Origin of the sequence: Bradyrhizobium sp. AZCC 1578 (genome assembly GCF_036924675.1) — a bacterium.
Lineage (GTDB): Bacteria > Pseudomonadota > Alphaproteobacteria > Rhizobiales > Xanthobacteraceae > Bradyrhizobium.
This window is the reverse complement of record NZ_JAZHRZ010000001.1, coordinates 5,716,737-5,734,414: the sequence shown is the minus strand read 5'-3', so window position 1 is coordinate 5,734,414 and position 17,678 is coordinate 5,716,737. Positions and strand designations below refer to the sequence as shown.

Here is a 17,678-nt window from a genome sequence, read left to right as displayed (position 1 = left end):
CGGCTCCACTATCATCCGTTCGCAGAGGCGTTAAATGAAACTTGCGGCGAGCCTTCGCAACTTTCTTTGAACCGCGTGCCGTGTTAGCATGAATCGATACAACGACCGACGGTGAGAGCAGGCTGTGATCAAGGTCGAGCGAACCGGCGACGGCGATCCACTTGAATTCGAGGTCATCTTCGGTGTGGGAAACGGCGAGACTCGCCATCACGTCACGATGGCAAGAGAGACTTGCGAACGACTAACGAAGGGCGCGCACACGCCCGAGCGCTGCATCGAGACAGCATTCCAATTCCTGCTTGATCGCGAACCTCAAGGATCGATCCTGCGGCGTTTCGACATTACCGTGATCTCCCGTTACTTTCCCGAGTTCGAGCGCGAGCTGCCACGGTACCTCTCGCGATCCTGACAGCTTCGGCAAAAGGGCAGAATTAGTAGCGGGGGGCGCTACGGACGGCTCCCCACCCAATTTGAGCATTTGTTTTCAAAGACTTATCGGGCCACCTAATGCGGGGCCTTCTCAGAAAGCCTCCCGTCCCTTGGCAATGATAATAGCCAACCCCAGTGCGAACAGCACGGCCAGTGCCAATGGCCCTTCGGCCTCCGCCTCAAACAACCAGGGCCCTCGAATCTTCAATCTGTTCCGTCTTCGCATTTTGACATCCGTGTCGCAGTTCCTAAAACCCAATTCAACAGTGAACGGCGACACCCCGTTGCGCATTATTTTTTGGTTGCAACGTCCTTACGCAGCCCCGGAAGCGGGAGGAATTTCCCATCGCTGTCGCAGAGATTTGCCCAAGCGTCTGTTTCGCGTTCAAATTCTCCCGACTTAAACTACCGCTTCACGGTGCTCGGTGCCACGTTCAGCGCTTTGCCAACAAGCTTGAAGGTTGGCCGGATACCTTGTGCTTTGAGCTGACCAGCGATTATTGCAGCATTGTGCTTTTGCTGATGCGCCCTTGATGCTCGCTCATACTCGAAGTTTGCCCCTCCAATTCTCTCGCGAACCAGGACAATGAGGTCTCGCGGTATATATAGATGATCGTTCCAGCTCAGCGCATCTAGCGATATGCTGATGAGCCAGTCGATGAGCTTATCGGGCACCGCTGCCCCGCGTCTGATCAGTTGCGTTTGGCCTCTGCGAGACAAGCGCTTTGCTGCAATCATCTTCTCCATAAGCAGAAGGGACAATTGGCTTATCTTCTGAGCATCTGCATCCAAGGCGCCCAGCACCAAGTCTATATCTATGCCAAAGCGCTCTACGACAGGCTGGATATAGAACGCCTGGTCTATGCCTCCTGTAACAGCGACTTCGATCTCAGCGCTTGGGTGTTGCCTGCGCAAAGCGACGTAGTTCTCAAGCGAAGGATCACTCTTATAGGCCTTAGTAGCAGCGTTGAAGCCACCACCCTCGTCAGTACCAAACTGCCTGTGTACTCGCATGCTAGTTCATTTACTCGGGACCATCTTTCTCCTCACCTCTCGCACGACCTTCACTTACAATCTTATCAATCACTATCATCAATCTAGCGAGCAAAAAGGTAGCTTGTCGCCCAAATTCCATCGCTTCCCCTTCGTTCGGCAAATTTGATTCACCGTGTGCAATTGCATTCCGAGCGTTGCGAAGGCTGTTGTACAACTCGACAAGCTCATTCGTCACCAATTCGCGACGCAATAGCATCTGCATTAGTGGCGCTCCTCTTGCTTTAACGCCCAAGGCAGCGCCTGCCCTGGTCAACGTATCCTCCACCTCTTCGAACGCTATGAACACGTTTCGAGCCCCTGTATCGTGGATATGCAGAGCAGCCCGACGCTTAAGAAGTCCTTCTAGAGACGCTTCGTACCGTTCCCAGACCTCACGCGCATCAATCTCCCGTTCTTCTTGCATTCGAGAGAGATGCTCCTGCAGCGCCTCCGCCTGTTCCTTTACCCTCACCGGCTCCTCTGGAGCTTCGTCGACTATCTCGGTGCCTTTCGCTATCAAGTCCCCAAACTTGACCGTTGCTCCTCCGAAGCTCAGTTCAAGAACCCTATCTGTTAGTGCCGCGAGCTGCTTACGCAACATGAAAGCTAGAATGAGCACGACCAATGGCCAAGCCAACCGGCCAAACATGCTGTCGATGAATTGAAGCCAACTCATTGGTGGTTCAAGCTCTGCGCTAAAGGGATAGGTTGCTAAGAACAACATAACCGGTTTTGCTAATTGGGAGACAGCTAATCAAGCTTTTCAATATTGTCTTGCGCGTTGGCAACACTACCGAACGCCTTCCGACCGAACATCTCGACATCCCGTTGCATCGCGCGGAATAGGCCCGACTGCAAAAAGCGTTCGGGGTTCGCTCGCAACGTCTCGACAATCTTTTGTTGCTGCGCGGGGGATATTGATTCCAGGACATGTTTGATGTGCAGGGCTCTGTCGTTCAAATAGTCCCAAAGCTGCTTTGGCACAGTGACGCTGCGAGGCTGAAACCAGCCCGCACCGTTAGGGATTCTCGTCCCCTTCCACTGTCCGGGATGCGATTGCACGAAACCAAAGACCGCAAACGGACCGAGTTTGGAGTAGCTGAAGCACGTCGAACTATTTGCTGCTAAGTCCATATCTATTGCGCGCGCAAGATATCGATTGATGTTCGGCGTAGTCATCGAGAAGGACGCGCTTTCGATTTCGCCGAACGTAAGTACGTGCAGCTCGAAGTCGCCTGTATGCTTATAACGGCCCAAAAGAAAGCGCGACCAAGTCTCAAGCGCCTTTTCGCCCAAGGCCGCTTGTTGCTCGGTCAAACGCTGGAATTTGCCATCTTCTTGCAAAGCAGAAAGAGACCGCCATGCAACAGAGGCGCAAAATTTCAACATCCACTCGCCGTGGCGGACCTTAATTGATCGGTCGAGGTCGTATGGGTGAAAAATCTTCGTTGCGAACGGCGTTTCATACGAGCTGAATAGCTGCTCGCAGTCCCAACATAGCCATTCCCTTTTTTCTCCATCTTGGGACCGACGGTTCGGCAAGCCGGATCTCCTTATGTGCCCAGCTTGCTTCATCCACTTGAAGGCGAACGAAGGCAGGACGTGGCTCTGTTGTAATTCCCCCGTCTTACCGCAAAGCTTGCACGGTCCTTTCATCCTCTAAGCCCCGAGTCGCCGTTTCAGTAACCTTGACTTGTGTAGAACGGAATGAGAACGTTGCCTAGCCTGACAACTTGTTCTTCCACATGTCTGAGAAATATGGATTTTTCAGTCTTAATCATTGCCGCCGGTGTATTCGTCGCTGGCATTTACCTTGGCCGTCAATCCCAAAAGTCCGCGCTTGGTTCAATGGCAAGTACAGCCGGACGAAGGGCCTCAGCGGCAAACAACGCCAACGACCGATACCTTGAGGTGCTGCAACGAGAGCTGGCTAACGTCATTTCCCGCGATAACCCTGACAGAATGATTGCGCTGTACCGGAAAGCAAAAGCTCAAGAGCGCGAGCTTCTGAAAGCCGACAAAGCGCGCATTCAAGCTGACCTAACTGCACTCACACACAAATACCCCGTCTATGAAGACTTCGACAAAATCGGCACGAAGCATTTTGTCCCGTACAGCGGTGAGCCAGTCTGGGGTGAAGAAGGCGAACTTTCCGATGCCTATCTCGATATCTCAAAATTCTTGATCCTTGCACGGATACAAGACGGTGGCTCGCCGCGACCTGTTTTCCCGGATCATGACGAGAAGAGCTTTCAGCGTTGCATGCAAGAACTGAAAGACCGGACATTCACAGCGTCTCTTAGGAGCGCTGTTGATATCTATTATCTCGCGCGCAGGGTAGCCGAACAGTCAGGCTCGCAAGTTCACGACTACGAAGACCAGCAAATTGGCGTGTTTCGCCTTTCATCACACGCTGACGTCCGATACGGCATCCATCTGAAGCAAACGAACGAATACGGGATATACTCTTTCTTCGTGCACGATGACGGCAGGACTAGTTCGCGGTACACTCGGTCAGATCAATCATTCGAAAATGAAAAACCGTTGTATCGCTGAGCGCGATCCCGCTCTCGGGCGGCCGACTAAGTCCAGCTGAAGCACCCCACGACGGTCGAAATAATGGCAAGCTTTCCATCTGACTTTCACGACTCAACCACTGCCGCACTTTTCGCAGCCTCTAATACCGGGCTCTTTCCGCAAGCGAAAAGTTCAATCTACCGTTTTGTCGGCTTGCGAAGCGAGGACTCGTGGCGGCATCTCGAAAATACCGTCTTGAACAGTGTCATGCCCCTGTCAATCGCTTCGTCCCTGAATGACCCATTCGAAGCGAACCCCGTTATTGTAAATGATACGACTCCCGCCGATCTAGCATCCTTTATGAAGCGCGCATGGGCACCGGGCGGCGCTCTGTCAGAGCTGAAGTTTGGCGAAGAATTAAGTTCAATAACCAAAATAGACGATCCGCGCTTTCAGACCCCCGAGCTTCAGGCAAAACTGCTGGATAAGCTGCTCTCGCTTCTGGTTTTCCGCAACGAACGTTGCCACGTCGGTTCATTTTCACGACGCATCTCTTCAGAACTTCAATGGAGCCATTATGCCAACGGCTATAAAGGCATCGCCTATCACTTTGTTACACAGCCGAGCGCGGACAGCGGCTTTCGCTATATGCGTTCGGTGAAGTACTCGACCCAACGCCCCATTATTCTGGTCAGCGAGATCATGGATCAATTGAATGCTAAGGTTGGGAGCGACGAATTTACTCGCGCATGGCTGTCGTTCGAACAACGCTCGTTTTTGACCAAGTCCAAAGAATGGGCCTACGAAGAGGAAGAGCGCATCGTCAAACAGAACGAAAGTGAAATGCGCTTTCTGGATTCCGAATTGATTTCGATAATTCTAGGCCCTCGCTTTCCGCGCGAAAGCCTAGAGCGTCTCCGGTCGCTCGTGAACAAACGCCGACGCCCCATCAGAATATTTGCCGCGAGCGTCTCAGCAATGACCTATTCAATCGAAGTCGATTGGTCGAAGGAAGCAGTCTGACGCTGTTCTGTCCGCATCAAAGCATGAGGACTCAACATCTCGTTCAACTCGCGCCACGTTGTGAAGTACCGCCTACCGATCTTGTATATGACGAGATTTTCTCGACGGTACTCAGCCATCAGGGTTGCTACCGAGATGGCATCCGTGAACACCACCACCTAAGCTTCCTTGAGCGTCATGGGAGCATCAGGACCCGTCTTCAGAACTCTGTTTGCTTCCCATCCCGTGAAGACGTAGATGTCAGCAGCTACTAAGTCGAACGTCGGATGGAGGGAGCCGGTTGGCACATCGATATCCGTGCTTATTTCCCCGGAAATTATTTTCCCGGCAGCCATGGTAGCGGGGGAGGGACTCGCTACCACATCTCCAAATGCCGCAAATCTTCTGTAATTTCAGCATCTTGACCGGAACGGAGGTGCGAGTCCGACGGTGATACATCTCTATCTGATGTATCACCTTCGCCCGCGCCTTCCAGGAAGGCACACGCGTGGCTCGTCCCTCCTATCTCAGCCGTCGTCCCGACGGCCGGTACTGTATCCAAATAAGGCTGGGGAAACGCGCTGCCGCAATCTATGGCCGCCCCCTCCTCCGTGTCAGCCTTAGGACGGCTGATTTCAAGGAGGCGCGGAGAAGGCTCGTGGATAATCTCGAATGGGTGGTGGAGGTCGTCCAGGCCGCCGACCTTGAGGCACTGGGCAATATTCTGCACCACCGCCTGGGCGTCTATGTCGGAGATGGCGTTCCCGGGAGCGAGAGGCGACTGGCCGAACGCCTAGCGTTCGAGCACCAGGTCAGGAGCTATATCGCCCGGGCGCAGGAGCGAGGCTATCTGCTCGGGCGGCAGTTTCCAGGATTTGCCAACCGCTGGGTCGACTTCGTCGATCAGAATAAAGCGGCCGAGGCCCAAATTGCCGAGCGCGCCGTCCGTCGCTCCTATGAAGCCGGCCGGGCCGACGGGCGGGCGGAGGAGCAAGCTCAGAGCCTCGATCAGGCCGCAATATTGCCGGTCCCGACCTCCCCTGGTCTGGCTCCCCTTGATCCTGTCGCGCTGATCGAGCGGATTGTTCAGGACGAGGTGGCCAAGCGCTTCACATCCGTGCCCACTCCCCGCGCGGAGCCCCAGCAATTGCAGTCCGCGGCGCCCGAGACCAGAGCTGATGCCGAGACAGCCGGACTTGCAGGGAAGCGCATGTCCGAGGCGCTGGCAGAATTCATGAAGCCTGCCGACCGCAAGCGCCAGCACAGGACCCGGGGGCGGAACGAAGCCCAGGCAGTGGTTCAATTCGCCGTCGATTTCTTCGGAGACCCCTTCTTCAAGGAAATTACGGCCACCGACTGGAAGCGGCTGGACGAAGCACTGCCAGATATCCCGAAGACTAAGAATATTCCCGGTAAGCAGGGAAGGAGACTTATCGATCGCCTCAATTACGCCAAGCAGCACGGCTGGTCCAAACTAACCCGACTCACCGAAAAGAACATCAAATCGAGGTATTGGGGCGGCCTGTACAAGTTCATCGACTGGGCCATCGCGGAACGTCTTTATGCCGGTCAAAGGCCGACATTCGAATGCATCGATCCCTTAAATATGGCCAGCCTGCCACGCGACGCCTTCGAGGATACAGAGCTTCTCGCCCTTCTTAGACTTCCGCTGTTCACCGGCTGCCGCAATCGATTGCACATCTGGCAACCGGGCAACTATTTTGTTCAATCTCACATCTATTGGGGATTTCTGATCTGCATTTTTACCGGAATGCGTCCGGGTGAAGTCGGTCAACTGGAATGCTCGCAAATTGTGTCGGACGGGCAGTTTTGTTATTTCGATCTCCGAGATTTCGATGCGAGAGGTGGTCGCGTTGCCCTTGAGGATTTGCGACGCTTGAAAACCAACGCCGCTGGTCGAGTGGTTCCAATTCCCCCGCTCGTGATCGAACTCGGTTTGCTCGATCGCATGCAAGAACTCATTGACCGAGGGGAGAAGCGTCTCTTTCCGGAATGGGAAGAGTATGTCCGAAAGGACGGCAGCGTGCGTTGGTCACAACCGCTCTCGAAGTCATGGCAATACGTGAAAAAAATTCTGAAAATCGCGCGCGCAGATGTCTCGCTGTACTCGACGAGACATTTTTTTGCCGACCTTCTCGACAACGAGGCAATCGCACAGCGGACCCGCGATAGAATTTTGGGGCACGCCGGCGACGTTCGTCGACGATATGGTCGCAAGGGAATCCTAGATCCAGCGGTAGCTGCTCGCATCGAAGCGCTTGAACCGCCAGTCATTAAGGCCGCACGCGAGATATTGCTGGCCGCGAAAGCGAAAGCCGACCGCGGAGAACTGACTGTTCTCAAGACGCACTGAATTCGCCGGCACTAGAACGATATTGAGCGGATCTCGTCTGAGAGTTCCCTGGCGGATGCCGGCTTCGGATATACGGTTTAGGAAATCGTTCTCAAGTCAGTGTTATCATTGCCTTGGCGGGCTCCTGTTGCATATGCGTTGCGTGGAGTAAGAAATCTATTCGCCAGCACAGACGAATGGTTCGCCGGCGCGACGTCTCATCAAGGGTCGTGGTGGCCGGTCTGGGACGAATGGGTAACGCAACTCGACTCGGGCCGCGTTCCTGCGCGTGAACCTGGCGGTGGCAAGCTCACGATTATAGAAGACGCGCCGGGCTCTTACGGGCGGGTGAGATGGGCAGCGTAGAAAACAAATTGTAAGTCAGACGGACACAACGATGCAAATTGATCGCAGGCCATTGTTGCTGGGTTTCGAAAGGTGATGTGAGCATCTTGCCGCGCCTGCGGCCAGGAAGGCGAGTTCGTCTACGACCCGAAGCGCCATGAATGCCCGCGCTGCGGCTCGATCGAGGTGCAAGTCGCGCTCGGGATCGAGGAGCTGCCCGACGAATTCGTAGAGGCGCTGGTAAACGCACAGCCTCTTGACGACGAAACGAACGCACACGGACGGGCGAGGATTCCGGAGAGAGCGAGGCTCCGCGTATGAAGGTCATCACGATCATCGAGGAAGGCGAGCGTCCCCGCTCGGTCTACGTGCGGGCCGACGGCGACGTGACGGTGTTCGACCGGGACAGAAAATTCCGGTTCCGGACCGACATCGCCGGCGCGGAGACGACGTGGCAGATCCTTGCGCGCGTAGTGCCGACGATCGTTCATGCTGAGACCGTACGCCTCAAGATCGAGGCCTTCGCCGATCGGTGCCGCACCGGCTGGCGCCCGGGATATCCGGACGAGATCGATCCGGATATCCCCCAGCGGACGCTGCGGCGCGCCCGGCTCGGCGTCGACCTGCTCCGCTATCCGGACGACGACGAAGTTCTACAGCCCGGCGACCGTTTTGATGGGAATCAACGAGAACGACCAAGTTCAGGCGACCGGAGAGATCATGTGGATCGACGCCAGTCGCGAGTGGGCGATCTGCGAGGATTCCTTCTGGTGGACGCCAGTCGAATGATCAAGGTCACCATGCGGTAGGCGCGGATGGTCGACGAGATCGAGAGTCTGCCAGGAAAGCAAGTTCATCGAGGTACTGCGAAACGCACAGCTCTAAACGACGAATAACGAGGACTGACCGTGTTGTTGTGGATCCTGTCAGATCTGCATGTCGAACTGACCCACGGCTGGGACCTGCCGTCCGGCGACGCGCGTCCGCAATTCGACGTCCTGGTGGTCGCCGGCGACTTGATCCCGCGCATGGAGCGCGGGGTGAAATGGCTACACGAGCGCTTGCAGGACCGGCCTGTCATCTACGTTCCCGGCAATCACGAGGCGTACGGCTGCGATATCGACCGGACCGTCGAGAAGGCCAAGGCGACGGCCGCCGGCACGAACATCCATGTGCTGCAGCACGACGTCATCCGGATCGGCGAGGTCACGTTCGCCGGCGCGACGCTCTGGACGGACAAATACAAATTCTCTAGCGGCAGCACTGACCCTTACCAAACCGTCAGGGGTTGGCTGCTGCATTACCTATCGATTACGCGCCGGCTGGAGCGAAATGCTGAAGGCGAAGCGAAAATGAGCGGCGAGAAAAGCAGCGATGCCGGCCTCTCGGCTGCTGAGCGGAAAACTCTCAGAAGCCGCGAGGCAGAAGAGGCCATCGCGGAGCATGAAAGCGCTCAGAAGGCATTTCATGAAAATCGGGAGCGGCTGCGGGAAGAACGTCTCAGGCGGGAAGCAGCGGCGGGGCCGATGCTTTATCCGGCCCCAGAGCTTCCAGACGACACCCCCGTCGAGAACGTCCGATTTACCACCAGGATACGGAAAACACTTCATGCCGCGGGCTTGAAGACGATTGGGGACGTGCGTGACGTTTCCGACGCTGCGCTGCTTAGCCTGCCAGATTTCGGCAGCGGTTCGCTATCTTATCTTCGTGAGGCCCTTGGTCTCCCGTCAATCGATGGCGTGCGTCCAAAGATCAAAAAGCCAACCTGATTTGCGAGAGCCGCTCGGCGGCTTGTGCTGGCAGGTTGTGCCGTTACCTGAGCGATCCCGATCGCAAAAGGCTGATCGCGCAGACCATGATGAAGATGAAAAAAATCGCCATCGCCAACCTCGACAAGGCATATGCCGGCTGATCCCCGAAAAATCTTCACGGGAGGTGCCGACCGGCTTCCCCAGAATTCGGGTGGATAGCAACAATCTCCAAGCCTAACCGCTCCGACGAAGGCGACCTAAAGTCACTATCTGTTCACGGAGAACGGAACAGAGTCCGTGTTTTTGCGGTCAGACGATCATAAATTAATAAAAACAAAGGCCACGCGGGCATTACACCGCATGGCCTTTGCGAGACTGTCCCCCTAGGCCCTCCAGAGAGGCCGTCTCGGGGCGCATAGTGTGCGGGTGGAGGTGTCTGTCCAGGGTGTGATGGAATTACCCACAGTTCAGATGAACGCCTCGACCAACCCGCCCGCTTCAAACAGCGTCTTTAGCAACCTTCAGGGCTGACGCCTTGACCGACTTGCTGGCTGGCTTGGCCGCGAACTCCATAGGCTCTTTCGTAAAAGGATTTACACCGCTGCGGGCTTCAGTAGCAGGCTTGTTCACGACCGACATTTTGACGAAACCGGGAATGACGAACTCGCCAGATTCATTCAGCTCCTTATAGCCTACAATCGCCATCTGCTCGATGACGGCCCTTACGTCTCCCTTGGAAACCTGTGTTCCGTCTGCAATTGCATCAATCAACTGGTTCTTGGTCATCTTGGCCATGATGGATTCCTTTGCGGAGGCTCAGAACAATTTAAAGCGCATGAGCTACGCGGAGTGCGTCACTCTATCTAAAGCGCGACAAAGCCACGCAGCTCGCTTCTCGTTCATGCCTATGGTCATGAAGTCACCGGGCTTAAAACCCATCGAGGCGTAAAACGCAAGGAGCAGCTCGGCGTGTTCCATACCTGGCTTCTACTCACCTACGCTTTCCTTTGATTGAACCATCGCCCAAATCTCCGCTTCGGACTAATGGCCTATAGGCGCGGCAATGCAACTTACTGCAGGTACCGTTGCGCGTGCTAGACGAACCGAAGGGATTACACGGTACGTGCCAAATCGCTTCTCTTAGGGCCTAGCAAACTGATCGAATGATGTTGCCCGTTGGCACTTAGCTGACACAGCTCTTCCGCGAACGTCCGCATTGCGCCGATGTTGTTGAAAAGTTTCTTCAGGATGGCCAACGAAACTCTTAAGCGCGCTGGTGCGTTTGGCTTGCGACGATGCGAGGGATCCACATCGATCCACACAACAGCGACCGGAGCTCTCGTACCAGCGCCTGAAGTGGCTCGTAGCTCAAAAAGATAGCTAATGGAATCACTTTGGCGAGGCTTTCCGAGTTGCTCATCTTTCGACTTTTTCAATGATATCGGCCCAAAAGCGAACTTGCCATCAAAATTTGACGGACTTAGGAGTAGTTCATGACATGGATCTTGGCTCCGATACGAGAAGCTGTGAGGGCGGGCAAGGACGCGCTCTACATTCGCGAACTGATTGCCGAATTGATATCATCGGGCGTTGACCGCGATGACATTTTCGCAGCGCTGACTGATTTCAAAAATGAACTTCGAAGTATTGGGGACGAGCGTTCGGAGGATCTTGTGGCGGACGTGATGGATTTTTCCGTTGGCTGGTGCGCGTCGGCCAATCGGCTCTGAACAGTCGAACTATAGGCCTCGACGGGTATTAGGTGTCGTAATTCGATTGTGATCGGTCAGCGTCCATTCCAACAAAGCCTCGCGCATGCTCCTGCGCTCATGCTCGCAAGATAGGCACCGCGATCTGCGAATACAGACGGATCGGTCACCAGATCAAACAGCATCGGCCGAAAGCCTGGCGCGTGGACATATTTCCAACGACCGTCGCCATGAACAACCGGCTGCGGCTAATCGGTTGAGCGCGACGTGCCTCTTGCATCGCATAGTCGTGTTCCGAGACGACGACTTTCCGCCATTGCACCGGCTCCCGTCCCCGCAGCCAGGGCGTCAGCGACTGTCCTTCGAGAGTATGACCTGCTGGCTTCCCGCCAAACCAATCAACGAAGGTCGGCGCCAAGTCGATCGCCTCGACCAACGCAGCGCACGCCGCAGATAGGTACCGCAAGCAAGCCGAGGAGTGGAGCGAGCAGGAGGAGAAGCCGATCAGTCCCATTGACAGCGTGGCGTGGCTGTGTCGCCGACGAATATCTGAAACTCGCGCGAAACGCCGACCAAGGAGGATAGGAGGAACTGAAGCCGGAGGCGTCGGCCGAGTCAACCGCAGGGTCCCCGCACCGGCTTCATCTGAGGACTGGACGGACCGGCTTCGAGGCCATGTACTCATAACTCTGGTGGTGTCACGCAACGAGGTTGATATCCGCTTTGGTCCTAAACCGGCGAGATTACTGCGCAGCAGCGAAATGACGCGGTGGGCCAGAAGACGAGAATGCCCAGCGTTGAGGTGGAGTCATCCTTCGACCCTGCAAAGCTCCGCAGAAGGATTGAACTTTCATCACTTGCTAGGCCTTTTTGGAGCGCGATCAACGATGAGGGATGTCGCCAGCTGAACGAGGTGCACCATTCCCATCACTCTTATTGGCGACACGGCCGGTCAAACTTAGGTATGCCCTACTCTGCAAAAGGTTACATACGGATCAACCTCTGTTCAGTTGTCCGGTCCACCTCTCACGATTACGCTTGGTGAGGAACCTGGTAGTGGACGGCACGTGAGCTGCTCCGCACTGCCATAAGAGAACACCAAGGTGAGGGACGACATGGGCTCGTTGTTCGGCAATGTCGGACGCTTGATCGCCCGGCTGCAGCCGCCAGTCAGCTGTGAGCCGTCCGCTCCAAACGATTTGACGGCTTTACGCGAGACCCTTCGACCCGGCGATGTCTTGCTGGTCGAGGGCAAAGGTCGTATCTCGGGCAGCATCAAATATCTCACTCAATCGGCTTGGTCGCATTCGGCGTTGTACGTCGGGCCGATCGCCGGTGCAGAAACCGAGGGCGAACCCCACGTCCTGATCGAAGCCAATATCGATGAAGGAGTCGTGTCGGCGCCGCTGTCGAAATATCTGCATTGTCGAACCCGCATCTGCCGGCCGGTGGGCCTCACCCAAGCGGACTGCGAGACGGTCTGCCGCTACGCTTCCGAACGCATTGGTCTCGGCTACGACTTCAAGAACGTCATCGACCTGATGCGGTATCTATTGCCAAGTCCGGTAACGCAGCGTTGGCGTCGCCGAACGATCGCGCTCGGTTCCGGCGATACCAGCCGCATCATCTGTTCTTCGCTGATTGCGCAAGCTTTCGACGCCGTGCGTTATCCGATCCTGCCCGAGATCAAGCGCGTGGAGGGCCAGACAGGGCGGCGCGAAGTCGCCGAGATCCGTCACTCGTCTTTTTATGCGCCACGCGATTTCGACATTTCGCCCTACTTCATGGTCGTCAAGCCCACGCTCGCGCGCGGCTTTAATTACAAAGACATGCGTTGGGCCGACCTGGCCCAAATTCACTCCGCGCAGGTCACGCTCGCTCCAGAAATCAAAGGCGAGCGCGATAAGGCGGCCAGTACGCCCGAATTTCCCGGTTTCGCGACCCTCGCGGCATAGGCAAAGAAGGAGTGGCGACTTGATTGATCCAACAAGCATGGCGGACGGTTACGAGCAACCAATCAACTGGGCACGGATTGTCGTTCTTGTCGCGGTTGCGCTGCCGGTTGTCAGCTTTCTTTTGGAGAAGAGATCAGGCGCGAGCCGTCGCATACCCCTGAAGATAGGAGAACGTGTCCGACTGAATAGCGAAAGTCCGGTCGGTTTAGTTGTTGATATTGGTGAGCTAGTGACCATCGCCTGGCCGGCAGGAGAAGCAACGTTTCACCCAGAATCTTTGCACCGCGTCTAGCGCATCCGTCAATAGTCGACGAACTTGGGCTTGCGTTTTGGCTGCGGTGTGCGCCTCCTCACAGTCGTCACCGTTGCCGGTGGGTTTGCTCGTACGCGCTTTAGCGCGTGCCACAAAGTGTGGCTCACCGATTTTGTCTCGGCCGGCCCAGGGCGATCGGCTCTCTAGATCTGCGCTTCCCGATGGTGACCCATCTTGCTTCTCCAGTTGCGCAGAGGGAAAAATAGCAGGCCGGCAACAGGTCTTCACTACTCGGTGCATCGGGCAAATGTGCAAGATCAAGAATTACGCACCCACGGAAATGATCAGATAAATAGCGCTGCACGTTCGTTGTTAGCACCCTTGAGATATGCTGACTGCATTGAGCAATGTCCGCTTTCAGGGGTAACCCCGGAAGATATGTGCTCATACTGAGTACCGATAAGTTCGGAGGCTGCTGCCGTGTAGCCTTCGATCACTTGTTGCATAGGCGCCTCCAAAAATGGCGCGACCATCAGACAGTGGGCAGAGCGGGCCGCGACCAAGAAAGGCTCAGAGCTTTGCAGTTCAAAGTCAAGGTCCGGAAACGCCCATACTGTGGGCCATAGGAATGGTTGTGTGTGAATGAGACTTGCCCGACTAGAATTGTAACCGGCTTTGGCGCAGCCACGCTTGCTTGACTCAGAGCTCTCTTCATGAGCTGGAATATCCCGAGGACGTGGCTCGATCGGACGCAATCGATCTCCAATTACGACTCGATTGGCCTAAGAACGGAGTGAAACGTCGATCTTTGACGAGAGACCGTCACATCGCCCATGTAGTCCTTACCTAAATTTCACAAATCCTATCGCTCAATTGAGTTGATTTTGCCGCGTGCTCGCCCAAGGCTTCAACCAGTCCGGTCGACAAAGTGCATCAGAGGGGCTTCTGGATCACAAACGTCAGCCCAAGCAGACCGTCAGATGCGACCTAAGTCTCCAGGACCTGGGCATCCTGAGTTGGAAAACGGAGAGCCACATGCCGCAATTCGATGTTGAAGTTGTTGCACTAATGCGGATCGCTCTTGAGGAGGTAATGTTGAGGGTGCCTGCAGAGTTCTGCAACGTGTCCGCGAAAGCCTATCTCGCTGAATGCATATTAATAGCGGCGGCGCAGGGTCGCACCAGTTACGCAGAGCTTGTAGCGGCGGGAGCTGACCACATACAGACCATCGCGTCGATGCTCTCATGAGTTCGCTGCGCGCTAGAGGCTGTCCAAGTCCTTCCGAAGAGGCGCTTAGGATAAGTCGGAACTAGCGCGACTCTCTTCGTGCTGGGGCTCCTCGCCATGAACGCTACGACACCCCCGTTCGAGCCCCCGTCGCTTCCGTGGAACGCAAGTCGGACACTATGGCCGTCATGCAGCGTAGGACTGCGGCCATGGTCGTCATGATGATCGGTCGGAACCGTAGCAGGCAGGCCAGATAGATCGCCCGCTTAACGCAATGGAGAAACATTAACCGCTGCGCAGTACCGAAATAGATGATCAGCGAGCTCTCACGCAGGGGCTCGGCAAGCGGTGGTTGGACCAAACAGGGAGGAAAGTTTGCCAAGGGATTGCGCGGCGCGCTCGACAAGACGGCGAGCACGAAGATCTAGATTGGGAAAAGGAAACGTATCGACTGAACTCGGCCGAGGGTCGAGGGCGGGTGTGACGACTGTGGCTGCGCACGAGATACAAAGGCGCGCTGCCTTCCGCTTCCTGGGAGTCCAAGGCCGGACCGGCGTCCCGCACAGCCACGCTTGCGGCTTGCGAACAACTAGGCGGCTTCAGATACCGTTTGTCCTTCATTGGAGCACTTCCAGATGACGGTCACTTTGGGTTCGCGTAGCGAACGGTTCCAAGTGGGCAAAGCGCTCCGACGCGAGACGCCGCGAGAAGCACATGCCGACCTTAAGGGATCGATGTCGCGCAATGCCGTTGCAATTCTCGCCGAGAGCGATCCGGATCGCGTTCCGGAGCTTGTGCCGGAGCGTTACGCGCGCATGACGCTTAACCCGTTCGCCTTCCTGCGCGGCGCCGCGGCGGTGATGGCGACAGACTTGGCCGCCCAGCCAGTGGCCGGAATACCGGTGCAGGCAGGCGGCGACAGCCACCTGATGAACTTCGGCGCCTTCGTTACTCCCGAGGACAATATCCTGTTCGACGTGAACGATTTTGATGAGACGCTGCCTGGCGTCGATTTCACCGTCGATCTGAAGCGCCTCGCGGCGAGCGTAGCGGTAGCAGCATCGGCCTCGGGCACAAGCAAGAAACAGGCCCGCGTGGTCGCGGCTGCGACGGTCAAGGCTTATCGGTCGCACATTTCCGCACTTGCCAAGCTGTCGCCGCTGGAGATCTGGCACAGCCGGATCGACCTCGAACAGGAGATCAAGCAGATCGGCAATAATGATCTGCGGCGCCAGCTCGCTGGCGTAATTGCTAAGGCGCGTGGCAGGGGCTTGGCGAAGGACGATAATTTCCCGCATCTGGTCAGCGGCGATAATCCGAAGATCGTCGATAAACCCCCTACCATTTTCCATCTCGATCCTAAGGCCGACCCGCGACACCGGCTTGGTGTCGAGCGCGTGTTCGCTGCCTATCGTAAAGGCCTCAATCCTGATCGGCAGCGGTTGCTCGACCGTTTCACAATGAAGGATCTCGCCTTCAAGGCGGTGGGCGTCGGATCCGTCGGCACATTCTGCTGCGTGGCATTGTTCATGACCGACGACAACGAGCCCTTGTTCTTGCAGGTCAAACAAGCGCAGCGATCGGTATTGGAACGGCTCGGCGGCAAGCCTGCCTACAAAGGAAATCAAGGCCGTCGGGTTGTGGAGGGCCAGCAGATGATGCAGGCCGCCAGCGACATCTTCCTGGGTGCTACGCAGGACAATGAGACCGGCCGTCAGTTCTATGTTCGGACGCTGAAAAACCGCAGGCTTGGCACCGTCAGCGAAATCAGCGAAGGCGAGGCACTCTCCGACTATGCCCAGCTATGCGGTCGAACGCTCGCGCGTGCCCATGCGCGCTCTGGCGATCCGGCCGCGATCGCTGGCTACAGTGGCAAGAGCGACGCGCTCGATGACGCGATCGCATCCTTCGCGACGGCCTATGCCGATCAGACAAGCGCCGATCACGCCGCTCTGGTGAAGGCGAAGAGGACCAAACCCACGGCTACAAAGAAAGCGCAAGCGGCTTAGTCGCAAGGTAGAACCAGGCGCCGGTCCACGATTTAGGCGGCGTCAATCGCCTACCTGTGCGGCACGAAAATCCGCAAGGTGGCACTTTTCGGACCTGCTGCCGTGTCTCTTTTCGGTCGCTATCTGGGGGGAACGCGGAGGTCCTGCAGACATCGCGAAAGCCTCACGTTTGACCCATTTGAGACATGGCTTACAGCTTGTCGTTAGCGCTACGCGAGGCTTGATGGGCAGAATGAACTGGATGCCTGAAACAACGAGTGTTGCTGCATGGTTGATCTTTCTTGCAACCTACGCCGTCATGGCCCTCGGCAAGATACCGGTATACCGGATCGACCGGGCCGGGGCGGCCCTGCTGGGCGGCAGTTTGATGGTCACCACCGGCGTATTGTCGCTCGACGAAGCGTATCGAGCGGTCGACTTCAATACCATCGCGCTGCTGCTTGGCATGATGATCGTCGTCGCCAATCTCCAGCTTTCAGGATTTTTTCGCGTCATCACCTACTGGACCGCGGCCTACGTTAGACAGCCGACATCAGGCTCGCCGGCCCGGTCAGCGGGTGGGAGGTTGCGCGACAGGCCAGAATGATCGATCCGGCCTTTCCCATTATCTACACGACCGCAGTGGCCGGGAACGAATGGCCCGTGCAGGGCGTGCCCCATAGCGTCCTGCTGCGAAAGCCGTTCGCGACCGCGCAACTCGGTGCCGCTATATCCCACCTTCTCACTGTCGAGCCACCGGCGATTTGGTGAGCGCCACCCCGTACAACTACGGACGCGATGCAATCTTTACCTTGCTGTCACCTCAATCAGACAATGCTGGTGGTGCCAGGATTTAAAGACCCGGCCAGAGCACTACCAACGCCGCCAAGCGAATATACTCCGCTTGGTCGGCGTTGCGCCTATCAGCCGACTTGTCGATGCTGCGACAGATCAGGCACTCGCTTCTCATTTGAGACGACAAAGGCCATGTGGGCGTTACACCGCGTGGCCTTGTTGGGACTGTCCCCGTTGGCGCGGGAATTCCATCCTCTCCCGAGCAAAACGCAGATGGTTGATAGCGCCTTCGGAACCGCAACCTTTTTCGCCTAGGTGT

17 protein-coding genes and 1 riboswitch are annotated in these 17,678 nt (G+C 56.3%); of the genes, 12 read left to right on the top strand and 5 right to left on the bottom strand.

What is annotated here, in order from left to right:
* Positions 1-124 precede the first annotated feature (124 nt).
* Positions 125-409 carry a hypothetical protein gene (locus V1290_RS27600; RefSeq protein ID WP_334367285.1) on the top strand — a complete coding sequence of 95 codons (285 nt, stop codon included), beginning with the start codon at positions 125-127 and terminating at the stop codon, positions 407-409.
* A 425-nt stretch (positions 410-834) separates the two neighbouring features.
* Here V1290_RS27600 and V1290_RS27595 read toward each other — a convergent pair whose 3' ends face one another.
* The 3 genes from V1290_RS27595 to V1290_RS27585 are packed head-to-tail and all read right to left on the bottom strand — an operon-like array spanning position 835 to position 3,006.
* The gene (locus V1290_RS27595) at positions 835-1,443 is read right to left on the bottom strand and encodes a hypothetical protein (RefSeq protein ID WP_334367284.1); all 609 of its coding nucleotides are present in this window, start codon (positions 1,441-1,443) and stop codon (positions 835-837) included.
* A 10-nt stretch (positions 1,444-1,453) separates the two neighbouring features.
* Entirely contained in the window at positions 1,454-2,188 is a 735-nt protein-coding gene (locus V1290_RS27590) for a hypothetical protein (protein ID WP_334367283.1), read from the bottom strand.
* Positions 2,189-2,214: 26 nt separating this feature from the next.
* Positions 2,215-3,006 (bottom strand): hypothetical protein, encoded by a 792-nt coding sequence (locus V1290_RS27585; RefSeq protein ID WP_334367282.1) that lies wholly within the window; start codon positions 3,004-3,006, stop codon positions 2,215-2,217.
* Between the two features lie 216 nt (positions 3,007-3,222).
* On the opposite strand from V1290_RS27585, the gene V1290_RS27580 reads away from it, so the two are divergent.
* From V1290_RS27580 to V1290_RS27560, 5 genes are all read left to right on the top strand, one after another.
* Positions 3,223-4,020 (top strand): hypothetical protein, encoded by a 798-nt coding sequence (locus tag V1290_RS27580; RefSeq protein WP_334367281.1) that lies wholly within the window; start codon positions 3,223-3,225, stop codon positions 4,018-4,020.
* A 63-nt stretch (positions 4,021-4,083) separates the two neighbouring features.
* Positions 4,084-5,004: a DUF2971 domain-containing protein gene (locus V1290_RS27575; RefSeq protein ID WP_334367280.1), complete on the top strand. Its 921-nt coding sequence runs from the start codon at positions 4,084-4,086 to the stop codon at positions 5,002-5,004.
* A gap of 637 nt (positions 5,005-5,641) precedes the next feature.
* Positions 5,642-7,357, top strand: a complete 1,716-nt coding sequence (locus V1290_RS27570; protein WP_334367279.1) for a site-specific integrase — start codon at positions 5,642-5,644, stop codon at positions 7,355-7,357.
* A gap of 641 nt (positions 7,358-7,998) precedes the next feature.
* Entirely contained in the window at positions 7,999-8,490 is a 492-nt protein-coding gene (locus V1290_RS27565) for a hypothetical protein (protein ID WP_334367278.1), read from the top strand.
* Between the two features lie 99 nt (positions 8,491-8,589).
* Positions 8,590-9,450, top strand: coding sequence for a metallophosphoesterase (locus V1290_RS27560; RefSeq protein WP_334367277.1), 861 nt, complete (start codon positions 8,590-8,592; stop codon positions 9,448-9,450).
* Positions 9,451-9,930: 480 nt separating this feature from the next.
* Here V1290_RS27560 and V1290_RS27555 read toward each other — a convergent pair whose 3' ends face one another.
* On the bottom strand, positions 9,931-10,227 hold the full coding sequence (locus tag V1290_RS27555; protein WP_334367276.1) for an HU family DNA-binding protein: 297 nt from the start codon (positions 10,225-10,227) through the stop codon (positions 9,931-9,933).
* A 731-nt stretch (positions 10,228-10,958) separates the two neighbouring features.
* Here V1290_RS27555 and V1290_RS27550 point away from each other — a divergent pair.
* The 3 genes from V1290_RS27550 (at position 10,959) to V1290_RS27540 (ending at position 13,388) form a co-directional block, all read left to right on the top strand.
* Complete coding sequence (locus V1290_RS27550) at positions 10,959-11,162, top strand: hypothetical protein (protein WP_334367275.1); 204 nt, start codon at positions 10,959-10,961, stop codon at positions 11,160-11,162.
* A gap of 1,094 nt (positions 11,163-12,256) precedes the next feature.
* Complete coding sequence (locus V1290_RS27545; protein WP_334367274.1) at positions 12,257-13,096, top strand: YiiX/YebB-like N1pC/P60 family cysteine hydrolase; 840 nt, start codon at positions 12,257-12,259, stop codon at positions 13,094-13,096.
* Between the two features lie 19 nt (positions 13,097-13,115).
* Complete coding sequence (locus tag V1290_RS27540; RefSeq protein WP_334367273.1) at positions 13,116-13,388, top strand: hypothetical protein; 273 nt, start codon at positions 13,116-13,118, stop codon at positions 13,386-13,388.
* Positions 13,389-13,526: 138 nt separating this feature from the next.
* Positions 13,527-13,609: riboswitch (ZMP/ZTP riboswitch) on the bottom strand.
* Positions 13,610-13,693: 84 nt separating this feature from the next.
* Here V1290_RS27540 and V1290_RS27535 read toward each other — a convergent pair.
* Positions 13,694-13,855, bottom strand: a complete 162-nt coding sequence (locus V1290_RS27535; RefSeq protein WP_334367272.1) for a hypothetical protein — start codon at positions 13,853-13,855, stop codon at positions 13,694-13,696.
* Between the two features lie 529 nt (positions 13,856-14,384).
* On the opposite strand from V1290_RS27535, the gene V1290_RS27530 reads away from it, so the two are divergent.
* The 3 genes from V1290_RS27530 to V1290_RS27520 all read left to right on the top strand — a co-directional run bounded on the left by V1290_RS27530 (position 14,385) and on the right by V1290_RS27520 (position 17,171).
* The gene (locus V1290_RS27530; protein WP_334367271.1) at positions 14,385-14,597 is read left to right on the top strand and encodes a hypothetical protein; all 213 of its coding nucleotides are present in this window, start codon (positions 14,385-14,387) and stop codon (positions 14,595-14,597) included.
* Positions 14,598-15,250: 653 nt separating this feature from the next.
* Positions 15,251-16,585 carry a DUF2252 domain-containing protein gene (locus V1290_RS27525; protein WP_334367269.1) on the top strand — a complete coding sequence of 445 codons (1,335 nt, stop codon included), beginning with the start codon at positions 15,251-15,253 and terminating at the stop codon, positions 16,583-16,585.
* A gap of 223 nt (positions 16,586-16,808) precedes the next feature.
* Entirely contained in the window at positions 16,809-17,171 is a 363-nt protein-coding gene (locus V1290_RS27520; protein ID WP_334367268.1) for an SLC13 family permease, read from the top strand.
* Positions 17,172-17,678 lie beyond the last annotated feature (507 nt).